The organism is Belnapia sp. F-4-1, from assembly GCF_000802185.1.
Lineage (GTDB): Bacteria > Pseudomonadota > Alphaproteobacteria > Acetobacterales > Acetobacteraceae > Belnapia.
This window is the reverse complement of record NZ_KN676113.1, coordinates 3,945,557-3,965,782: the sequence shown is the minus strand read 5'-3', so window position 1 is coordinate 3,965,782 and position 20,226 is coordinate 3,945,557. Positions and strand designations below refer to the sequence as shown.

Below are 20,226 nucleotides of genomic sequence, written 5' to 3'. Positions count from 1 at the left end.
CTTATTCCACCACCTTGGGAACGCCGAAATAGTCGCCCTGACGGTCGGGCGCATTGGCGAGGATCTTGTCGGCGATGCTGCCATCGGTGACCGCATCCGGGCGCGGGCGGAGGGCGACGGCGCCGCCGCCGGCCATCGGCTCCACGCCCTCGGTGTTCACCGCCTGCAGCTGCTCGATCCAGCCGAGGATGCCGTTCAGCTCCGCCTGGGCCTGGGCCAGCTCGCCCTCCTCCAGCCGGATGCGGGCCAAGGCGGCGATGCGGCGGACCGTCGCGATATCGAGGGACATGGGCCATTCCAGTCTGCACGAGAGAGGGGGCTATAAGGCCCCGCATGGCGCTCTTCAACCTGACCGACCTCCGTTCGGCCCTCCCCCGGGGGCAACGCCTGCTGGGGCTCGACCCGGGGAGCAAGCTGGTCGGCCTTGCTCTTTCCGACGCCTCGCTGCTGCTGGCCAGCCCCTATGGCAGCCTGAAGCGGGGCAAGCTCGCGGCCAATGCCGCGGAGCTGCGCGCGATCGTTGCTAAGGAGGCGGTGGGCGGGCTGGTCGCCGGCCTGCCGCTCTCCATGGACGGCAGCTTCGGCCCGGCGGCCCAGGCGTCGAAGGACTGGGCCATGGCGATCGCCGCGGCGGTCGGCCTGCCGGTCGCCATGTGGGACGAACGGCTGTCGAGCGCGGCGGTGAACCGGATGATGGTCGAGGCCGATCTCAGCCGGGCCAAGCGGGCGGCGGCGGTCGATGCGGCGGCGGCGGCCTACATGCTCCAGGCGGCCTTGGATGCCAGCCGCCCGGCGGCTAGTGTCCCGCCGATCTGAGAGTGGCGAGTCCTGGATGTCCTTTTCCTTCCCCATCCTCCCCGATGGCCATCTCCTCGCCATCGAGGGGCTGGAGCCGCCGCATATCGGCGCCCTGCTCGACCTGGCCGAGAGCTATGCCCTGCTCAACCGGCAGGGGAAGACGCAGCGGGACCTGCTGCGCGGCCGGACCCTCATCAACCTCTTCTTCGAGGACAGCACCCGGACGCGCACCAGCTTCGAACTGGCCGGCAAGCGGCTGGGGGCGGATGTGATCAACATGTCCGTCTCCAACTCCTCGGTGAACAAGGGCGAGACGCTGATCGACACGGCGACCACGCTGAACGCCATGCATTGCGACCTGCTGGTGGTCCGCCACGCCCAGTCCGGCGCCCCTGCCCTGCTGTCGCAGAAGGTCTCGGCCAGCGTCATCAATGCCGGCGACGGCACGCATGAGCACCCGACCCAGGCGCTGCTCGACGCGCTGACCATCCGCCGCCGCAAGGGGCGGCTGGAGGGGCTGGTCGTCGCCATCTGCGGCGACGTGCTGCACAGCCGGGTCGCCCGGTCCAACATCCACCTGCTGACGGCGATGAACGCCCGCGTGCGGGTCATCGGCCCGCCGACCCTGATCCCGGCCGAGGCGGCGCGGCTCGGCGTCGAGGTCTTCCACGACATGAAGGCGGGCCTTGCCGGTGCCGATGTGGTCATGATGCTGCGCCTGCAGAAGGAGCGGATGACGGGCGGCCTCGTCCCCTCATCGCGGGAGTTCTTCCGCTTCTTCGGCCTCGACCGGGAGAAGCTCGGTTGGGCGAAGCCGGATGCGATGGTGATGCATCCGGGCCCGATGAACCGCGGCATCGAGATCGACAGTGCCATCGCCGACGACCCGGAGCGCAGCGTCATCGGCGAGCAGGTGGAGATGGGCGTCGCCTGCCGAATGGCGGTGCTGGACGTGCTGGCGCGGGACCTTCGCCGAAATGCGTGACGTGCTGATCGCAGGCGCCCGCCTGCTCGACCCTGCCTCCGGCCTCGACGCGCCGGGCGACCTCCTGGTCCGGGGCGGGCTGATCCTCGACCACGGCCCCAACCTTTCCCGCCCCGAGGGCGCCGAGATCGTCGAGGCCCATGGCGCCTGCCTCGCCCCGGGGCTGGTCGATCTCCGCGCCGCCATCGGCGAGCCGGGGGCGGAGCATCGCGAAACCATCGCCTCCGCAGCAGCTGCCGCGGTGGCGGGCGGCATCACCACGCTCTGCGTCCTGCCGGATACCGATCCGGCGCTGGACGACCCGGCGCTCGTGCAGTTCGTCCTCCGCCGCGGCGAGGCGACGGGCAGCATCACCCTCCTCCCCTATGCCGCCGCGACCAAGCATTGCGAGGGCCGCGAGATTGCGGAATACGGGCTGCTGCTGGAAGCCGGCGCCGTCGCCTTCACCGATGGCAGGCGGGCGATCGGCCACGCGCGGACCATGCGCCTCGCCCTTTCCTATGCCCGCGCCTTCGGGCGGATGGTGGTGCAGCATCCGGAGGAGCCCGGCCTCGCCACGGGCGGCGCAGCGACGGAGGGCGAGCTGGCGACGCGGCTCGGCCTGCCCGGCATCCCGGCGGCGGCGGAGGCGATGATGGTGCAGCGCGACATCGCCCTCGCGCGCCTGACGGGGGGGCATGTGCATTTCGCCCATGTCAGCACCGCGGCGGCGCTCGACCTCATCCGCGCCGCGAAGGCCGAGGGGCTGGCCGTCACCTGCGACACGGCACCGCCCTATTTCGACCTGAACGAGACGGCGATCGGCGACTACCGCACCTATGCCAAGCTCTCCCCGCCGCTACGGCCGGAGGCGGACCGTCTGGCGGTGGTCGCGGCGCTGCAGGACGGCACCATCGATGCCGTCGCTTCTGACCATCAGCCGCATGATGCCGACGACAAGCGCCTGCCCTTCGCCCAGGCCGAGGCGGGCGGCGCGGGCCTCGCCACGCTGCTCGGCGTCACCCTCGCCCGGGTGCATGGCGGAGACCTGCCGCTGCTCCAGGCACTCGGCCTGCTGACGGCGCGGCCGGCGGGGCTGCTCGGCCTGCCGGTCGGGCAGCTGGCCAAGGGCGCGGCGGCCGACCTGGTGCTGTTCGAGTTGGACCGGGGCTGGCAGGTCAAGGCGGGCGCCCTGCCCGGGAAGGCGCAGAACTCGCCCTTCGACGGGCGGGCGCTGGAGGGTCGGGTGATCGGCACCTGGAAGGCTGGCCGGAGGGTCTACACCGCATGAGCCTGCTGCTCGCCCTTCTATTCGGCTATCTGCTGGGCTCCGTCCCTTGGGGGCTGCTGCTAGTGCGGACCGCCGGCCTCGGCGACGTCCGCTCCATCGGCTCCGGCAGCATCGGCGCGACCAATGTGCTGCGGACGGGCAAGAAGTCCCTCGCCGCCGCGACCCTGGCACTCGATATCGCCAAGGGGGCGCTTGCGCTGTGGTTGGCGGGCAGCCTCTGGGGCGAGCAGGCGGGGCTGGCGGCCGGCTTCGGCGCCGTGCTGGGCCATGCCTTCCCCGTCTGGCTCGGCTTCAGGGGCGGCAAGAGCGTGGCGACGGGCGGCGGCGTGCTGCTGGCGGCGGCCTGGTGGCTTGGCCTCGGTGCGGCGCTGGTCTGGCTGGCGACGGCCTTCCTCACCCGCATTTCCTCGGCGAGCGCGCTCGTGGCCTGCGTCGCGGCGCCGGTACTGGCGCTGGTGGCCGGGCGCCACGACCTCGCGCTGTTCAGTGCGGGGATCGCCCTGCTGGTCGTCATTCGGCACAGGCCGAATATCGAGCGGCTGCTGGCGGGGACGGAGCCCCGGATCGGTCGTAAGTAAGTCAAAACGAAATGCTGGACTTCGGCGGAAGGCCATGGTTCCTGACCAGTGAACCATGGCTGTGCCGATGACCGCCGATACGCTCGACCGCCTTCGCCTTGCCCGCACCGAAGGGCTCGGGCCGCAGATCTTCCAACGTCTGCTCGCCCGCTTCGGCACGGCCCGTGCGGCGCTCGAAGCCTTGCCCGACTTCAGCAAGGGCAAGCTGGTCCCGCCGGCGGCGAGCCTCGCGGAACGGGAGATGGCGGCTGTCGCCAAGCTGGGCGGACGCTTCCTCTTCCTCGGCCTGCCCAGCTATCCGCCGCTGCTGGAGACGCTCTACGACCCGCCGCCGGCCATCGCCCTGCTCGGCGACCCGGCGGCGCTCGCCCCGCGCGCAGTGGCCATCGTCGGCGCCCGCAGCGCCTCCACCGCCGGGCGTCGCGTGGCCGATGCGCTCGCCGTGGACCTGGCCAAGGCCGGACTCGTCATCGTCTCCGGCATGGCGCGCGGAATCGATGCGGCCGCCCATCTCGGCGCCATGCGGGAGGGCCGGACGGTGGCGGTGGTCGCCACCGGGCTCGACCGGCCTTACCCAGCCGAACATGCCGCGCTTCAGGCCCGCATCGCCGCCGAGGGCGGCGCGGTGCTGGCCGAGGCGCCGCTCGGCACCGCGCCCCTCGCCCAGCATTTCCCGCGGCGGAACCGGATCGTCGCGGCGCTCGCCATGGGCATCGTCGTGGTCGAGGCGGCGCAGCGCTCCGGCAGCCTCATCACGGCACGGCTGGGGCTGGAGTTGGGGCGGGAGCTCTTCGCCGTCCCCGGCAACCCGCTCGAACTGCGCTGTCGCGGGTCGAACGACCTGATCCGCCAGGGCGCGCACATCACCGAATCGGCCGAGGACGTGCTGCCGAACCTGCCCGAGGCGCCGCATGCCGAACCCCTGTTCACCCCGCGCCCGGAGCACGATGCCTCGCCCGCCCTGGCCCTGCCGCCCGGTGAGGCTGGACAAGTCTTTGAATTGCTTGGAACCGCCGCCATAGCGGTTGACGAGGTGGTGCGGCGCTGCCACCTGTCGCCCTCCGCGGTCCAGGCGATCCTTCTCGATCTCGAACTGGCCGGGCAGATTGAGATGCTCCCAGGCAACCGGGTTGCGCTCACCGGCCAGGCCTAGGGACGGATGCCGCCGGGACCGGAATTCAAGCCCGGCCGCCAGGGCCGGGGGGACTGGAGTCCATGACGGACGTCGTCGTTGTCGAATCGCCCGCCAAGGCCAAGACGATCAATAAGTACCTCGGAGGGGACTACAAGGTCCTTGCCAGCTTCGGCCATGTCCGCGACCTGCCCCCGAAGGACGGCTCCGTCCGTCCCGACGAGGACTTCGCCATGGACTGGGAGTCGGAGGATCGCGGCGAGCGCCAGGTCAACGAGATCGCCCGCGCCCTGAAGGGCGCGCGCCGCCTCTTCCTCGCCACCGACCCGGACCGCGAGGGCGAGGCCATTTCCTGGCATGTCCAGGACATGCTGGCGCGGAAGGGCGCGCTGAAGGGCGTCGAGGTCCGGCGCATCACCTTCAACGAGATCACCAAGCGCGCCATCCAGCACGCCATCGCCCATCCGCGCGACCTCGACGCGCCGCTGATCGATGCCTACCTCGCGCGCCGCGCGCTCGACTACCTCGTCGGCTTCACCCTCTCGCCCGTGCTGTGGCGGAAGCTGCCCGGCAGCCGCTCGGCCGGCCGGGTGCAGTCCGTCGCGCTGCGCCTGATCTGCGAGCGCGAGGCGGAGATCGAGGCCTTCAAGGCCCGCGAGTATTGGACGGTCGAGGGCCGCTTCACCACGCCGCAGGGCGCGCCCTTCACCGCGCGGCTGACGCATCTGGACGGGAAGAAGCTCGACCAGTTCGACCTGCCGGACGAGGCCAGCGCCATGCGCGCCAAGGCGGCCGTCGAAGCCGGCACCTTCTCGGTCGTCTCGGTCGAGAAGCGCCGCGTCCGCCGCAACCCGCCGCCGCCCTTCACCACCTCGACCCTCCAGCAGGAGGCCAGCCGCAAGCTCGGCATGGGCGCGCAGCAGACCATGCGCACTGCCCAACAGCTCTATGAGGGCGTCGACATCCAGGGCGAGACGGTCGGCCTTATCACCTATATGCGGACCGATGGCGTGCAGATGGCCCGTGAGGCGATCACCGCCATCCGCGACCATGTGAAGGAGGGGTTCGGCCCGGACTACTTGCCGGGCGCACCGCGCGAGTACTCCTCCAAGGCAAAAAACGCGCAGGAAGCGCATGAGGCGATCCGTCCAACCGATGTGGGCAACACGCCGGATCGCGTCGCCCGCTTCCTCGACGACCGGCAGCGCAAGCTCTACGAGCTGATCTGGAAGCGCGCCGTCGCCAGCCAGATGCAGTCGGCCGAGCTGGACCAGACCACGGTCGAGATCGCCGACGACAACCGCAGGACCGTCCTGCGCGCGACGGGCTCCGTCATCGCCTTCGACGGCTTCCTCAAGCTCTACCGCGAGGACGAGGACGACCGCGCCGCCGATGCCCGCGCCGGCCTCGTCACCGGCGCGCAGGAGGACGAGGAAAGCCGCACCCTGCCGCCAATGCGCGAGCGGGACCCGCTGAAGCGCGGCGATGTCGCGGCGCTGCAGCACTTCACCCAGCCGCCGCCGCGCTTCTCCGAGGCGACGCTGGTGAAGAAGCTGGAGGAGCTCGGCATCGGCCGGCCCTCGACCTACGCCTCCATCCTGCAGACCCTGCAGGACCGGGACTATGTGAAGCTCGACAAGCGCCGGTTCTTCCCCGAGGACCGCGGGCGCCTCGTCACCACCTTCCTGGTGCATTTTTTCGAGCGCTATGTCGATACGGGCTTCACCGCCGGGCTCGAGGAGCAGCTCGACGACATCTCGGGCGGCAAGATCGACTGGCGCGCGGTGATGCGCGCCTTCTGGGACGATTTCCGCAAGGCGGTCGATGCCACCAAGGACCTCAAGATCAGCGACGTCATCGACACGCTGGACGAGGAGCTGGGGCCGCACTTCTTCCCCGAGCGCGGCGACGGCACCGACCCGCGCGTCTGCCCGGCCTGCTCCGGCGGGCGGCTGGGGCTGCGCCTCGGGCGGACGGGCGCCTTCATCGGCTGCTCCAACTACCCGGAATGCCGTTACACCCGGCCGCTGATCGCCCCGGGCGCCGAGGGCGAGGGCTCGACCGGCCTGACCGAAGGCCCGCGCGAGCTCGGCACGGATCCGGCGACCGGCGAGAAGGTGACGGTCCGCCGTGGCCCCTATGGCGTCTATGTCCAGCTCGGCGAGGGCGGGACGGATGCCAAGGGCAAGCCGACCAAGCCCCGCCGCGCCAGCCTGACGCGCGACATGGATCCCGACACGCTCGACCTGGACCGGGCGTTGAAGCTTTTGTCGCTACCCCGCGTCATCGGGCGCGACCCGGAATCGGGCGAGGAGATCCAGGCCGGGCTCGGCCGCTTCGGGCCCTATATCAAGGTGGGTTCCATCTTCCAGTCGCTGGAGCCGGGGGATGATGTGCTCTCGCTTGGCATGAACCGGGCGATGGAGTTGCTCGCCAAGGCGCGTGCCAAGGTCCGCTTCGTCGGGCCGCATCCGAAGGACGGTTCCCCGGTCGAGATCCGCAAGGGTCGCTTCGGCCCCTATGCCCAGCATGGCAAGATGGTGGCCAACCTGCCGCGCAACCTTGTCATGGAGGATGCGACGCTGGAGGAGACCGTCGCCCTGCTCGCCGAGAAGGGCAAGGAGCTGGTGCCGAAGGGCAAGGGCGCCAAAGGCAAGGCGAAGGCCGCGAAGCCGGCCGCCAAGGCGGAGGCGGCCAAGGCGAACGGCGCCGAGCCGGCGCCCGCCAAGCCCGCCCCGTGCAAGGCGGCCGCCAAGCCGGCGGCGCGGAAGCCGGCCGCTGCGGCGGCGAAAAAGCCCGCTGCCAAGGCCAAGCCCGCCCCCAAGGCCCCGGCCCGGAAGCCGGCCGCCAAGGCCTGATGATGGAGCGCCCCCTCCCCTCCAAGGAGGAGTTGCGCCGCTTCATCGAGGCCGCGCCGGGCAAGGTCGGCAAGAGCGAGATCAGCCGGCATTTCGGCCTCTCCTCCGACCAGCGCCCGGCGCTCCGTGCCCTGCTGAAGGACGTACTGGCGGAGGGCAGCGTCATGCCGGCCGGCCGCCGGGGCCTCGCCGCGCCGGGACGGCTGCCGGAGATGGCGGTGGTCGAGGTCTTCGGTACCGACCCGGATGGCGACCCGCTGGCCCGGCCGCTCGGCTGGAAGGCCGAGCAGGGCGAGATGCCGCTCGTCTATATGCGCCCCGAGCGCGCGGGCCAGCCGGCCCTGGCGCCGGGCGAGCGGGTGCTGGCCCGGCTCAAGCCGGCCGGCCGCGGCCGCTACGACGGCAGCACGGTGAAGCGCATCGGCAGCGCCCCCGCGCGCCTGCTCGGCATCTTCGAGGATGGCCGGGTCAAGCCGGTCGACCGCCGCCACCGCGCCGAGTGGGAGGTGCCGACAGGCGAGGCGGGCGGCGCCGAGCCGGGCGAGCTGGTCCTCGCCGAGCCGCTGCCGGGCCGGCCGATGGGCCTCCGCCCGGCGCGGATCGTCGAGCGGCTTGGGCGGATGGGGGAGCCTCGCTCGGTTTCGCTGCTCTGCATCCATGTTCACGGCATTCCGCATGCCATGCCCGATGCGGCGCTGGCCGAGGCCGCGGCGGCGCGGGCCGTCACGCCCGAGGTGCGGGAGGATCTGCGCGCCATCCCGCTCGTCACCATCGATGGCGAGGACGCGCGCGACTTCGACGATGCGGTCTGGGCCGAGCCACTGGCGGATGGCTGGCGGCTGCTCGTCGCCATCGCCGATGTCGCGCATTACGTCCGCCCCGGCAGCGCCCTCGACCGCGAGGCCTGGCTGCGCGGCAACAGCGTCTACTTCCCCGACCGCGTCGTGCCGATGCTGCCGGAGGCGCTCTCCAACGGCTGGTGCAGCCTGAAGCCGGGCGAGGATCGCGGCTGCCTCTTCGCCGAGATCACCCTCGACGCGGCCGGGACCAAGACCGGCCACCGCTTCGGGCGGGGGATCATGCGGAGCGCCGCGCGCCTCACCTATGAGGGGTTCGAGGCGGGCGGGGACCCGGCGGGGACGCGGGATGCCCTGCTCGGCGCCTATGCCGCCTTGCAGACAGCACGTGACCGACGCGGCACGCTCGATCTCGACCTGCCGGAGCGGCGGGTCCGGCTGGACGAGGCAGGCCGGGTGCTCGCCGTCGAGCCACGCGCCCGCCTCGCCGCGCACCGCCTGATCGAGGAGTTCATGATCGCCGCCAATGTCGCGGCGGCGGAGGAGCTGGAGCGGCTCGGCCAGCCCTGCATGTACCGCGTCCACGACCGGCCCTCAGACGAAAAGCTGGAGGGGCTGCGGACCTTCCTCAGCACCTTCGACATCGCCCTGCCGCCTGGCGACCGGGTGCGGCCGGCGGATCTCGCCCGGGTGCTGGAGCGGGTCCGCGGCACGGCCGAGGAGCGGCTGGTCAATGAGACGCTGCTGCGCGGCCAGTCGCAGGCCGCCTATGCGCCGGACAATATCGGCCATTTCGGCTTGGCGCTGCCGCGCTATGCGCATTTCACCAGCCCCATCCGGCGCTATGCCGACCTCCTGGTGCATCGCGCGCTGATCCGTGGCCTCCGCCTTGGGCCGGATGGGCTGACCGAGGAGGAGGCGGGCCGCTTCCCCGAAACCGGCGAGCACGTCACCGCCACCGAGCGCCGCGCCGCCGCGGCTGAGCGTGACGCCGTCGAGCGCTATCTTGCGGCTTATATGGCACATCGTATCGGGGACGTGTTTCCCGCACACATTTCTGGGGTGACACGCTTCGGCCTGTTCGTCACCCTAGAGGCGACTGGCGCGGCGGGAATTGTTCCTCTCGCGTCCCTGCCGGACGATCGATGGTTGCAGGATTTGCCGCGGCACGCCCTGGCGGGCCAGAGGACCGGGCTGCGCTTTGCCCTGGGGCAGGCGGTGGAGGTTCGTCTGGCCGAGGCCGTGCCGCGTACCGGCGGCCTCACCTTCCACCTGATGCAGGGCATGCCCGCCAGGCCCCGCGGCGTGCGGCGGCGCTGATCCTGCTGCTGCTCGCCGCGCTGGCCGGGCGCGGCGCAGCGGCGCAGGAGGGCTTCCCGCGGGAGCCGGTGCAGGCGGTTCTTTCCACCGCGCTCGGCGCGGTGCTGGAGCGGCATCTGGAAGGTGCGCCGCCGGCCGATCTCGGCCTTTGGACGCTTCGCGGCCTCGAAGTGCTCGACCCCCAGCTCAAGGCGGAGATGCGCTCCGGCACGCTGCTGCTGAATGCCGGCGACCGGTTGCTCGCCGCCCGTCCCCTCCCCCCGCCCCTGCCCAATGCGCCGCCGGATGCCACGGCGCCCGGCCTTGCCCTCGGCCTCTCCGCCCTTTTCGAGGTGGCCTGGCAGCATTCGTCGCTGCTGCGCCGGGCTGGGCCGGAGCGGATGCTGCGCAGCGGCTTCGAGGAACTGTTCAACCATCTCGATCCCTACAGCCGCTACCTGACGCCGGAAGAGGCTGGGGCAGCGCGCGGCCGGCGCGTCGGCCAGGTGGGGCTTGGCCTGCGGCTGGCGGTCGGGCGAGGGCGCGAGGTGGTGCTGGCGACCATCCTGCCCGGCGGGCCGGCGGCCGCGGCAGGGCTCCGGCCTAACGACCGGGTGCTGGCGATCGATGGGGCCTCCGTCTCGGCCGATGACCTGGTCGGTGCCGCCTCACTGCTGGAGGGCCCGGCCGGGACCGAGGTGGTGCTTCGCCTGCAGCGCGGCGGGCGGCGCTTCACCGCCCGGCTGCTGCGCAGCCTGCTGCCGCCGGAGACCGTCCATGCCGAGCGACGGGACGACATACTCTGGATCCGGCTCGACAATTTCTCCAGCGCCACCGACCGGCATGTGCTGGAGGCGCTGGCCGAGGCCTTCCCGCCCGATGGCGCCCGCGCCGCCCGGCCGCGCGGGGTGGTGCTCGACCTCCGCGGCAATCGCGGCGGGCTGCTCGGCCAGGCGGTGGCGGTGGCGGGTGCCTTCCTGCCCGGTGGGGTGGTGGCGCGGACGGCGGGGCGGCACCCGGATGCGGCGCGGGTCTATCTGGCGATGCTCGGCGACCGCACCGGCGGGGCGCCGGTCGTCGTGCTGGTCGATGGGCGGACGGCCTCGGCGGCGGAAATCGTCGCCGCGGCGCTGGCCGATCAGGGCCGGGCCGTGGTCGTCGGCAGCGCGACCACCGGCAAGGGGCTGGTGCAGCTCGTCATGCCGCTGCCGAATGGCGGCGAGCTGCTGGTGACCTGGTCGCGCGTGCTGGCGCCGCTGGGCTGGCCGCTCCAGGGGCTCGGCGTGCTGCCGGCGCTCTGCACCAGCCTCGGCGAGGAGGCGACCGAGGCGGGCCTCGCCCGGTTGCGGCTGGACGATCCTCCCATGATCGCCGCCCTGGCACGGCAACGGGCGGCTCGTGCCCCGGTGCCGGCGAGCGAGGTGGCCGCATTGCGGGAAACCTGCCCGCCAGCCGAGGCCAAGCCGGCGGATGCGGCGGTGGCGCGGGTGCTGCTGACCGAGCCGGCCTCCTACGAGGCGGCGCTGGCTCGCTGATTGATCGCGACATCAAGTTCGATTGCGAGTCGATCACGACAGCGCTAGCTGCCGCATCATGCGGCAGCGCCGCATTTTCCGTCCTGCCCCTCCCCCCCTCCCGCCGCTGGGGGCGCTCGCCGTCGGCTGCGGCCTGATCGGGGCAGTGGCGTTGCTGGCGGTCGCCCTGCCGCGCGAGCTAATGGGCTCCGCGCCGGCGGAGCAGCGTTGGACGGCTGCGGCGCAGGACGTCATGGTGGTCGATGCGGACACGCTCCGCCTCGGCGGGCGGGTCTTGCGGCTGTCTGGCATCGCCGTGCCGGAGCGGGGCGCTGCACGGTGCGGCGCCGAGGATTGCGCCGCCGGTGCGGCGGATGCCTTGGCGCGGCTGGTTCGGAGCCGGGCGGTCGAATGCCTGGTGCGGGGGCGGGACCGGCAAGGCCGGGCGCTCGGACGCTGCGAAGCCGGCGGCGTCATTCTCGACCGGGCGCTGGCTAGGGCCGGCTGGGCGCTGGTTCAGCCTGCCGATGCAAGTCTCGAAGCCGCTGCCCGGAACGCTGGCCGCGGCCTGTTCACCCCCGACGCCACGCCGCCCGAGATCTGGCGCCCCAAGTCCTGAACCGGGAGCGGCGAAACCCGTGCGTTCGCGGCCCGTTCCAGGCCGCGTTGCCAAGCCGCGACACCACCCGATATCTTGCACCGCACCATCCGGACCGCGTCTTCCTGGCACGGCCGCAACATCCGAGGACACAGGCAACATGAGCAGCACGGAATCCGGGGCGGCCAAGCCAACCGTCACCGTCACCTTGGACGGGACCAACCGCAGCACGACCCTGCCGCTGCTGTCCGGCACGCTTGGCCCGGCGGTGGCCGACATCCGCAAGCTCTATGGTGATCTGGGCGTCTTCACCTTCGATCCGGGCTATGGTGCGACGGCCTCCTGCGAGAGCAAGATCACCTATATCGACGGCGATGCCGGGGTGCTGCTCTATCGCGGCTACCCGATCGAGCAGTTGGCCGAGCAGTCCGACTTCACCGAGGTCGCCTACCTGCTGCTTGAAGGCGAACTGCCGAATGCAAGCCAGCTCGCCGAGTTCCGCAAGAACGTCACCTACCACACCATGCTGCATGAGCAGCTGCGGCGCTTCTTCGACGGCTTCCGGCGCGACGCGCACCCGATGGCGATCCTGTGCGGCGTGGTCGGCGCGCTCGCGGCCTTCTACCACGACAACCTCGACATCAACGACGCGCGGCAGCGCGAGGTGGCGGCCTTCCGCCTGATCGCCAAGGTGCCGACCATCGCGGCCTGGGCCTACAAGTACTCGATCGGCCAGCCCTTCATGTATCCGCGCAACGACCTGAGCTATGCGGAGAATTTCCTCTACATGCTCAACGCCGTGCCGGCGGAGCCCTATGTCAGCAACCCGATCCTTTCGCGCGCCATGGACCGCATCCTGGTTTTGCATGCGGATCACGAGCAAAACGCCTCGACCAGCACGGTGCGCCTTGCCGGCTCGACCGGTGCCAACCCCTTCGCCTGCGTCGCCGCCGGCATCGCCGCGCTCTGGGGCCCGGCGCATGGCGGCGCCAACGAAGCCGTGCTGAAGATGCTCGGCGAGATCGGCAAGCCGGAGAACATCCCCGAGTTCATTCGGCAGGTGAAGGACAAGAACGCCCACACCAAGCTCATGGGCTTCGGCCACCGGGTCTACAAGAACTTCGACCCGCGCGCGAAGATCATGAAGGACACCTGCCATGAGGTGCTCGCCGAACTCGGCATCAAGGACGAGCCGCTGCTCGACATGGCGATGGAGATGGAGCGGATCGCGCTTGAGGACGACTACTTCGTCTCCCGCAAGCTCTACCCGAACGTCGATTTCTACTCAGGCATCATCCTGAAGGCGATGGGCATCCCCACCCACATGTTCACCGTGCTCTTCGCCGTTGCCCGCACGGTCGGCTGGGTGAGCCAGTGGAAGGAGCTGATCGAGGATCCGGCGCAGCGCATCGGCCGGCCGCGGCAGATCTACAGTGGCGCCCCGACACGCGACTACGTGCCGGTCAGCCGCCGCGACTGATCCGGCGAGTCCGGAGCGACAACGAGCCGGCCGGGGGCAACCCCGGCCGGTTTTTTCATGCCTGGGGACCGGCACGTCCCATCGAGGGGAGCAAGCTTCGCGTAACGGGACGTCGTGACCGTTTCTCTAAAAGCAAATATTCACAGGCGTTTACTGGAGATTCTGCAAGTAATTTCGAATGTTCGCCCGACTTTTACCAACATCCGCTGAGGAACAAATCAGACACCTCCCGAATTATCGTTGCTAATTCGATTAGTATCACTACATTGTGACGCGCTGGTTGCATGAACGGCTCGGGATACATTCGATGAGCGAGACTTTGAGGTCCGCACCACCCCACTTCCTGGATCGCCAGGTGCGGTCGCAACTCAAGAAGTGGCCGCAACGCCCGCCAGGCGTCGTCGCCAGCCCAAAGCAGCCGGGCACCTGGCTCCGCGGTCGTCCCGGCGATATCGCAGCGACCAATCAACCCTATCTGAAGCTGCCAAGCTCCAATCGCCTGCGTACCCTGCCGGACGGGCTCTGGCTGCACTTCTCCACCGACTCCATCGATCCTTATGTCGACATCCTCTGCATCGAGGCCTGTTCCTCGCTGCAGAACCTGCTCGACAAACGCTCCCGCTTCGCCCCGACCACCTCTTCGCTGATGGCCTACTGCCCTCTCGACTGGCTGCTCGGCCCGGCGCAGCCGAATGACGCGACGCCGCGCTGGCGATTGATCCGCATGCTGAAGGCGGAGCCGGCGCAGCCATTGATCCTGCCGGTGCGCGACGTGCGCGTGGTCTTCGGCCTGAAGAGCCGGCACTACGAAGGCTTCGCCCGTAACCAGGTGGCGCAGCCGCACGAGTTCTATTGCCCGATGGAGGCGCTGACCGCCGAGGGCGGGCATGAGAACCCGGATATGCGCGCGCTGATCGCCCGGGCCAGCGCAACGGCGAACTTCATGCGGCTGCCCTGATCGGGCATGGTGCCGGCATGACCAAGATCCTCGGCGTCCTCGGCGGCATGGGCCCGCTGGCCAGCGCACAGTTCATGCTGCGCCTCACCCTCCTCACGCCGGCGGAGCGCGACCAGGAGCACATCCCTGCCGTGCTCTGGTCCGACCCGCGCGTGCCGGACCGCACCGCGGCCCGCCTCAGCGGTGGGGAGGACCCATTGCCGGCCCTGTTGCGCGGCATTCGCGGGCTGGAGGCGGCGGGGTGCGGCGCCATCGCCATCCCCTGCAACACCGCCCATGGTTGGCATGCGGCGATGCAGGCGGCGACCGCCCTTCCCATTCTGCATATCGTCGAGGCGACGGCGGATGAGCTGGTGCGGCTCGGCGTAACGGAAGGCCCGGTCGGGGTGATGGGGACGGCAGCGACGCTCGCAATGCGGCTTTACCAGCAGGGGCTGGAGCAGCGCGGCTGGCAATGCCTGGTGCCGGAGGTGGCGGAGATGGAGGAACGGGTCACGCCCGGCATCGCGCTGGTGAAGGCGAACCGGGTGGCGGAGGCCTATGCGCCCCTGGCGGAGGTCGCGCGCAGCCTTGTGGCGCGCGGAGCGCGGGCGGTGGTGCTGGGTTGCACGGAGATTCCGCTCGGCATCGCGGCGGGCCCCGCCCTGCCTTTCCCGGTCGCGGACAGCATCGATGCGCTGGCCCGGGCGGCGATCACCTGGGCCCGGGCGGAATAACGATCAGTCGCATTCGCATCCGTCGGTCGGGCCGGTGTCGCCGCGGACGACATGGTGGTCGATCCATTCGGCGACGAGGCGGCGAGCCTCCTGCACCGAGGCCTCAGGGTGATGCACGCGATAGAGGGTCGTGCAGGCGCGGAAGGCCGAAAGGTCGTCATTCCCCGTTTCGCGCAACTCTCGATAGGCCGTAACCACGGCACGCTCGCAACGGCGGCCTATGACGGCGGTCTCGGCGGCCAGGTGACCCATCAACCAACTCCTCCGGTCGCAAGCGAGTTGAGAATCACTCGCAACAGAAGAGCATGCTAGCGATGCGTGTTCGATCCTTCAAGGGCCGATCGGGCGGCTCACCGGGTTCGATCGAATTCCTCGATCCCATGCGGGTCGAGGTTTTTCCCCCGTAGCCTCATCCCGGCCCGTATCCCGGGACCAGGATTCCGCGAGGCTCAGCGGCCGGCGCGGGGCGCCTGTTGGCCATCAGGCCCGCGCCACCGCCTCCGCCAGCGCCTTGCCGACATCCACCGTGCCGGCCTGGCCGCCCATGTCGCGCGTACGTGGCCCGCCCTCGGCCAGCATCCGCTCGATGGTCTGCACGATGGCATCGGCGGCGGCCTTCTCGCCCAGATGCTCCAGCATCATCGCGCCCGACCAGATCTGGCCAATGGGGTTGGCGATCCATTTGCCGGCGATGTCGGGGGCCGAGCCATGCACCGGCTCGAACATCGAGGGATGCGCCTTCTCCGGGTTGATATTGGCCGAGGCGGCGATGCCGATGGAGCCCGCGACGGCCGGGCCGAGGTCGGAAAGGATATCGCCGAACAGGTTGGAGCCGACCACCACGTCGAACCAGTCGGGGTGCTGCACGAAATGCGCGCAGAGGATGTCGATGTGGAACTGGTCGGTCGTCACCTCCGGGTAGTTCTTCGCCATCTCGGCGAAGCGCTCGTCCCAGTAGGGCATGGTGAAGGTGATGCCGTTCGACTTGGTGGCGCTCGTCACCTTCCGGCGCTTCCGCGTCATCGCCAGCTCGAAGGCATACTTGATGATGCGGTCGGTGCCGATCCGGGTCAGGACACTCTGCTGCGAGACGAATTCGCGGTCCGTCCCCGGAAACATGCGGCCGCCGATCGAGCTGTACTCGCCCTCGGTGTTCTCCCGCACCACGTAGAAATCGATATCCTCCGGCCCGCGACCCGCGAGCGGCGACTTCGACCCCGGCAGCAGCTTGCAGGGGCGGAGCGAGACATACTGGTCGAAGCCCCGGCGAATCGGGATCAGCAGGCCCCAGAGCGAGACATGGTCCGGCACCCCCGGCCAGCCGACCGCGCCGAGGAAGACGCTGTCGGACCGGCCGAGCTGCTCCAGCCCATCATCCGGCATCATCTTGCCGGTCTGGGCATAGGTCTCACAGGACCAGTCGTAATGGGTCAGCTCGAGGTCGAAGCCGAAGCGGCGAGCGGCGGCATCCAGCACGCGCAGCCCCTCGGGCGTCGTCTCCTTGCCGATGCCGTCGCCGGGAATGACGGCGATGCGGTATGTCTTGCGGGTGCTCATGGGCTGTCTCCTCGCCGGCACCATGGCGCAGAGGGCGGCGCGGCTCAACCGGATGGGCTATAGGATCGCGCGCCTGCTGCAAGGACCACCCGCCGGATGACCAGCCCTGCCGACCTCGCCCCCTATGCCGGCCTCGTCCTGCGCGACGCGGCCATCCCCGAGCTGCCGAACCATTATCGCGGCAAGGTGCGGGAGAATTACGACCTGCCGGATGGGCGGCGCCTGATCATCGCCACCGACCGCCTCTCCGCCTTCGACCGCATCATCACCGCCGTGCCGCTGAAGGGCCAGGTCCTGACGCAGATCGCGCGCTACTGGTTCGACCATACGCGGGACATCTGCCCGAACCACGTCATCGCCTATCCGGACCCGAACGTGCTGCTCTGCCAGGGCCTCCGGATCATGCCGGTCGAGGTGGTGGTGCGCGACTACCTCGCGGGCACCACCTCCACCTCCATCCTGTCGATGTACCAGGCGGGGCGGCGGGAGATGTACGGCCACCGCTTCCCCGACGGCCTCAGGGCCAACCAGAAGCTGCCGCAGACCATCCTGACGCCGACCACCAAGGCCTTCGATGCCGGGCACGACGAGGAGCTGACGCCGGAGCGCATCATCGAGGGCGGGCTGCTGACCGAGGCGCAATGGGCCGAGGTTTCGGCGCTGGCCCTCGACCTCTTCGCCCGAGGGCGGGAGATGGCGGCGCGGCAAGGCCTCATCCTGGTCGACACCAAGTACGAGTTCGGCTTCGACGCCGAGGGCCGGATCATCCTCGCCGATGAGATCCACACGCCGGATTCGAGCCGCTACTGGTTCTCCGGGAGCTATCCCGAGCGCTTCGAGGCCGGCGAGGCGCCGCAAAGCTTCGACAAGGACTTCATCCGCCGCTGGGTGACCGCGCGCTGCGACCCATACAAGGACGATCTGCCGGAAATCCCGGCCGAGATCGTGCTCGAGGCGGCGCGGCTCTATGTCGAGGCCTTCGAGACCATCACCGGCCAGGACTTCCCGCTGCCGCCGGCGGGCGAGCCGGTGCTGGAGCGGGTGCGGCGGAACCTGGCGGGGTATTTCGGCGCGCCCTGATCCAGGCCGGCAGGGCAAGCAGCGGCGGCGCCACCGCCGCCACCGCGGCCCAGACCGCCGGCCGCAGGCCGAAGCTCACGTCGAGATTGGCAGCGAGGATGCGGTCCGCCGGCAGATTGGTCGCCAGCGCGTACCAGGCATATTCCACCCCCGCCGCCGCCAAGCCGGCAGCCGGGGCGAGCAGCAGCAGGGCGATGGGGTGCAGCCGCGCCCCCGCCGGCAGCAGGCGCCAGAAGACCAGCCAGGCGACCAGCCCCGCCGCCAGCACCGCCTCCCAGAGCTGCGACTTCGACTGCAGGAAGAAGTGGAAGACGCCGAGCGCCGCGATCGGGAAGATCAGGCTGTGCAGCCGCCTCCAGCGCCGACCGAGCTGGCGCATCCAACCATCCGTCGAGGTCCAGCCAAGCGCTGCGAGTCCGAGCAGCGCGACAAAGCCGATCGTCAGGTAGAAGCGCAGCGCGATCTCGGAGGCGATCCGCGGCAGCACGAAGTCCTGGTAGGCCGCGTAGAGCAGCAGGTGCAACAGCGCATAGGCGAGCGTCGCCAGCCCCAGCATCCGCCGCAGGCTCAGCAGCCGCGGCGAAGCGAGGATGCGCCCGAGCGGCGTCACCGCCAGCGTCACCAGCAGCAGGCGGATGGCCCAGAGGCCGATCTCCCGCAGCGCCGCCTTGGCTGGCTCCGGCCCCAGCCCCTCGGCGAGGAAGGTCGCCAGCAGCCAGCCGGCCGGCGCCAGCAGCAGCGCGAGCGTTGCGGCCCGCAGCCAGGAGAAGCCTCCAGCCCGGTCGCGCCAGGGCAAGGGAAAGAGGCGCGCCCCCCGGCTCGGCAATGCGGGCGGGAAGGCGGTGCGGAAGATGGCCTGCATCATACCCACTACTTCGTCGCATCCCCCGCCGCGGTAACCCCCCAGGGGTGTGCGCGGATCGCCGCCGCTACCCGGGCGCTCTCGTCCAGTGTCTGGCGGGTGAACCACCCTTCCCCCAGCGCCCGGGCCTGACCTGCGGCGACCAGGCTCTCCCGCAGCCGCTGGTGCCGGGGGCCGAGCCCGCCCGGATCGGCGACGAAGACGGGTGCCGCCGTCGCCAAGGCCTCGGAGAGCATGGAAACGCTGTCGCCCGTCACCACCACCGCATCCGCCCATGCAAGGAACCCGGCAAAGGGATTGGCGCCGCCCTCCCCCCAGCGGAAGAGGCGATGCGGCCGCTCGGCGAGCGCCGCGGAGAGCGCCTCGGTCGCCGGCGCCCCGGTACGGCGGCTGGTCGTCGCCAGCACGCTGCCGGCCATGCGCGCAACCTGCCCGCCGATCGCCGCCGCCGCCTCCGGCCGCATCCCCTCGCCCCGCACCGGCCCGCCGACCAGCAACGCGATACGCGGCGACGGCAAGGCGGCGAGCGCCGCCCATTCCCCCCGCGCCGCGGCCAGCCGGCCGGGCGACATGCGGTGGCAGGCACCGAGAATCTGCATCAGGTTCGGCGCCGGCTGCGGGCGGTCATGCGCGCCGATCACCAGCAGGTCGAAATCCGCCGCGCCGGCACCGGGGCGCATGCAATGCACCGTCCGCGCCCCGCGCCGCCTGAGCCAGCGCGCGACCGGGCCCGAGCGCCGGCCGGCGGAGAGGGTCAGACTCGGCCATGGATCTATGACCCTCGACCGGGCTTCCGTCGTCAACCCGGCGAGGCTCGGCCAGGGGATCGGCCAGCGCGCCAGCCGTCCCCATTGCAGTTCGATCACCCGGAAAGGCACCCCCAGCCGCTCGGCGATGCCCAAGGCCTGCGCCGCCGTGCCCGCCCGCGGATCGGCCAGCACCCAGACCGCCGGCTGGGTCATGGACGCCGCCCCGCGCCGCGTCTACGGATGGGCCGAACGCCGCCGGCAGGGGAATGCGCCATGGCCATGCAACATGCTTCCGACTGGGACCGGGATGCCGCGCTGACGACGGCGCGCATCCTGCTCGAGATCAAGGCGGTGAATTTCCGCCCGGAGGAGCCCTACACCTTCACCTCGGGCTGGAAGAGCCCCGTCTATATCGATTGCCGCAAGATCATCTACTTCCCCCGCGCGCGGAACCGCATCTGCGACCTGGCGGTGGAGAAGATCGGCCGCCACATCGGCTACGAGTCGATCGATGCCGTGGCGGGCGGCGAGACCGCCGGCATCCCCTTCGCCGCCTGGATCGCCGACCGGATGATGGCGCCCATGGCCTATGTGCGAAAGAAGCCGAAGGGCTTCGGCCGCAACGCCCAGATCGAGGGCGACGTGCCGGAGGGCAAGAACACCCTCCTCGTCGAGGACCTAACCACCGACGGCGCCTCCAAGATCCGCTTCGCCCAGGCGCTGCGGGATGCGGGCGCGGTCTGCGACCACACCTTCGTCGTCTTCTTCTACGGCGTCTTCCCCGGCAGCTTCGAGACGATGAAGGGGATGAACCTCTCGCTCCACCACCTCTGCACCTGGTGGGACGTGCTGGAGGTCTGCCGCGAGCGGCCCTATTTCGGCGAAGGGGCGCTGAAGGAAGTGCGGAAGTTCCTCGAGGACCCGGTCGGCTGGTCGAAGGCGCATGGCGGCATCGGCTCGGCGGCGGAAGCCCGCGCGAAGGAGGACTGAGGCGG

19 protein-coding genes are annotated in these 20,226 nt (G+C 70.7%); 14 read left to right on the top strand and 5 right to left on the bottom strand.

The annotated features are described in order from the left end of the window. Window position 1 precedes the first annotated feature (1 nt). On the bottom strand, window positions 2–289 hold the full coding sequence (gatC, locus tag LH62_RS18715) for an Asp-tRNA(Asn)/Glu-tRNA(Gln) amidotransferase subunit GatC (protein WP_043363597.1): 288 nt from the start codon (window positions 287–289) through the stop codon (window positions 2–4). A 44-nt stretch (window positions 290–333) separates the two neighbouring features. On the opposite strand from gatC, the gene ruvX reads away from it, so the two are divergent. The 12 genes from ruvX to LH62_RS18655 all read left to right on the top strand — a co-directional run bounded on the left by ruvX (window position 334) and on the right by LH62_RS18655 (window position 14,983). Continuing rightward, window positions 334–816, top strand: coding sequence for a Holliday junction resolvase RuvX (ruvX, locus tag LH62_RS18710; RefSeq protein WP_043363596.1), 483 nt, complete (start codon window positions 334–336; stop codon window positions 814–816). 16 nt (window positions 817–832) lie between these two features. Beyond that, the gene (locus tag LH62_RS18705) at window positions 833–1,783 is read left to right on the top strand and encodes an aspartate carbamoyltransferase catalytic subunit (RefSeq protein ID WP_043363595.1); all 951 of its coding nucleotides are present in this window, start codon (window positions 833–835) and stop codon (window positions 1,781–1,783) included. Next, window positions 1,776–3,053 carry a dihydroorotase family protein gene (locus LH62_RS18700; protein ID WP_043363594.1) on the top strand — a complete coding sequence of 426 codons (1,278 nt, stop codon included), beginning with the start codon at window positions 1,776–1,778 and terminating at the stop codon, window positions 3,051–3,053. The genes LH62_RS18705 and LH62_RS18700 overlap by 8 nt, the downstream gene beginning before the upstream one ends. Further along, window positions 3,050–3,631 carry a glycerol-3-phosphate 1-O-acyltransferase PlsY gene (gene plsY / locus LH62_RS18695; RefSeq protein WP_043363593.1) on the top strand — a complete coding sequence of 194 codons (582 nt, stop codon included), beginning with the start codon at window positions 3,050–3,052 and terminating at the stop codon, window positions 3,629–3,631. The genes LH62_RS18700 and plsY overlap by 4 nt, the downstream gene beginning before the upstream one ends. 67 nt (window positions 3,632–3,698) lie before the next feature. After that, complete coding sequence (gene dprA, locus LH62_RS18690; RefSeq protein WP_043366145.1) at window positions 3,699–4,784, top strand: DNA-processing protein DprA; 1,086 nt, start codon at window positions 3,699–3,701, stop codon at window positions 4,782–4,784. Between the two features lie 62 nt (window positions 4,785–4,846). Then, complete coding sequence (gene topA, locus LH62_RS18685) at window positions 4,847–7,621, top strand: type I DNA topoisomerase (RefSeq protein ID WP_043363592.1); 2,775 nt, start codon at window positions 4,847–4,849, stop codon at window positions 7,619–7,621. After that, window positions 7,621–9,738: a VacB/RNase II family 3'-5' exoribonuclease gene (locus LH62_RS18680; protein WP_201445540.1), complete on the top strand. Its 2,118-nt coding sequence runs from the start codon at window positions 7,621–7,623 to the stop codon at window positions 9,736–9,738. Before topA ends, LH62_RS18680 begins: the two co-directional genes overlap by 1 nt. A 68-nt stretch (window positions 9,739–9,806) precedes the next feature. After that, a complete protein-coding gene (locus LH62_RS18675; RefSeq protein ID WP_052214677.1) occupies window positions 9,807–11,252 on the top strand; it encodes a S41 family peptidase in 1,446 nt (481 codons plus the stop codon). A 58-nt stretch (window positions 11,253–11,310) separates the two neighbouring features. After that, the gene (locus LH62_RS28555) at window positions 11,311–11,850 is read left to right on the top strand and encodes a thermonuclease family protein (protein WP_144404535.1); all 540 of its coding nucleotides are present in this window, start codon (window positions 11,311–11,313) and stop codon (window positions 11,848–11,850) included. A gap of 139 nt (window positions 11,851–11,989) precedes the next feature. Further along, entirely contained in the window at window positions 11,990–13,309 is a 1,320-nt protein-coding gene (gltA, locus tag LH62_RS18665; protein WP_043363590.1) for a citrate synthase, read from the top strand. Window positions 13,310–13,589: 280 nt separating this feature from the next. Further along, window positions 13,590–14,267 (top strand): hypothetical protein, encoded by a 678-nt coding sequence (locus LH62_RS18660; protein WP_236552577.1) that lies wholly within the window; start codon window positions 13,590–13,592, stop codon window positions 14,265–14,267. 17 nt (window positions 14,268–14,284) lie between these two features. Then, window positions 14,285–14,983 (top strand): aspartate/glutamate racemase family protein, encoded by a 699-nt coding sequence (locus LH62_RS18655; protein WP_052214674.1) that lies wholly within the window; start codon window positions 14,285–14,287, stop codon window positions 14,981–14,983. Window positions 14,984–14,986: 3 nt separating this feature from the next. Here LH62_RS18655 and LH62_RS18650 read toward each other — a convergent pair whose 3' ends face one another. Then, on the bottom strand, window positions 14,987–15,235 hold the full coding sequence (locus LH62_RS18650) for a hypothetical protein (RefSeq protein ID WP_369796789.1): 249 nt from the start codon (window positions 15,233–15,235) through the stop codon (window positions 14,987–14,989). A gap of 228 nt (window positions 15,236–15,463) precedes the next feature. Continuing rightward, window positions 15,464–16,540 (bottom strand): tartrate dehydrogenase, encoded by a 1,077-nt coding sequence (locus tag LH62_RS18645; RefSeq protein ID WP_043363585.1) that lies wholly within the window; start codon window positions 16,538–16,540, stop codon window positions 15,464–15,466. A 96-nt stretch (window positions 16,541–16,636) separates the two neighbouring features. Between LH62_RS18645 and LH62_RS18640 the strand changes: the two genes are divergently transcribed. Beyond that, a complete protein-coding gene (locus LH62_RS18640; RefSeq protein WP_043363583.1) occupies window positions 16,637–17,620 on the top strand; it encodes a phosphoribosylaminoimidazolesuccinocarboxamide synthase in 984 nt (327 codons plus the stop codon). On the opposite strand, the gene LH62_RS18635 is transcribed toward LH62_RS18640, so the two are convergent. Beyond that, on the bottom strand, window positions 17,529–18,485 hold the full coding sequence (locus LH62_RS18635) for a sulfite oxidase heme-binding subunit YedZ (RefSeq protein WP_236552576.1): 957 nt from the start codon (window positions 18,483–18,485) through the stop codon (window positions 17,529–17,531). The genes LH62_RS18640 and LH62_RS18635 overlap by 92 nt on opposite strands. 5 nt (window positions 18,486–18,490) lie before the next feature. Next, window positions 18,491–19,444 (bottom strand): mitochondrial fission ELM1 family protein, encoded by a 954-nt coding sequence (locus tag LH62_RS18630; RefSeq protein ID WP_043363580.1) that lies wholly within the window; start codon window positions 19,442–19,444, stop codon window positions 18,491–18,493. A 60-nt stretch (window positions 19,445–19,504) separates the two neighbouring features. Between LH62_RS18630 and LH62_RS18625 the strand changes: the two genes are divergently transcribed. Further along, a complete protein-coding gene (locus LH62_RS18625) occupies window positions 19,505–20,221 on the top strand; it encodes an orotate phosphoribosyltransferase (RefSeq protein ID WP_043363578.1) in 717 nt (238 codons plus the stop codon). Window positions 20,222–20,226 lie beyond the last annotated feature (5 nt).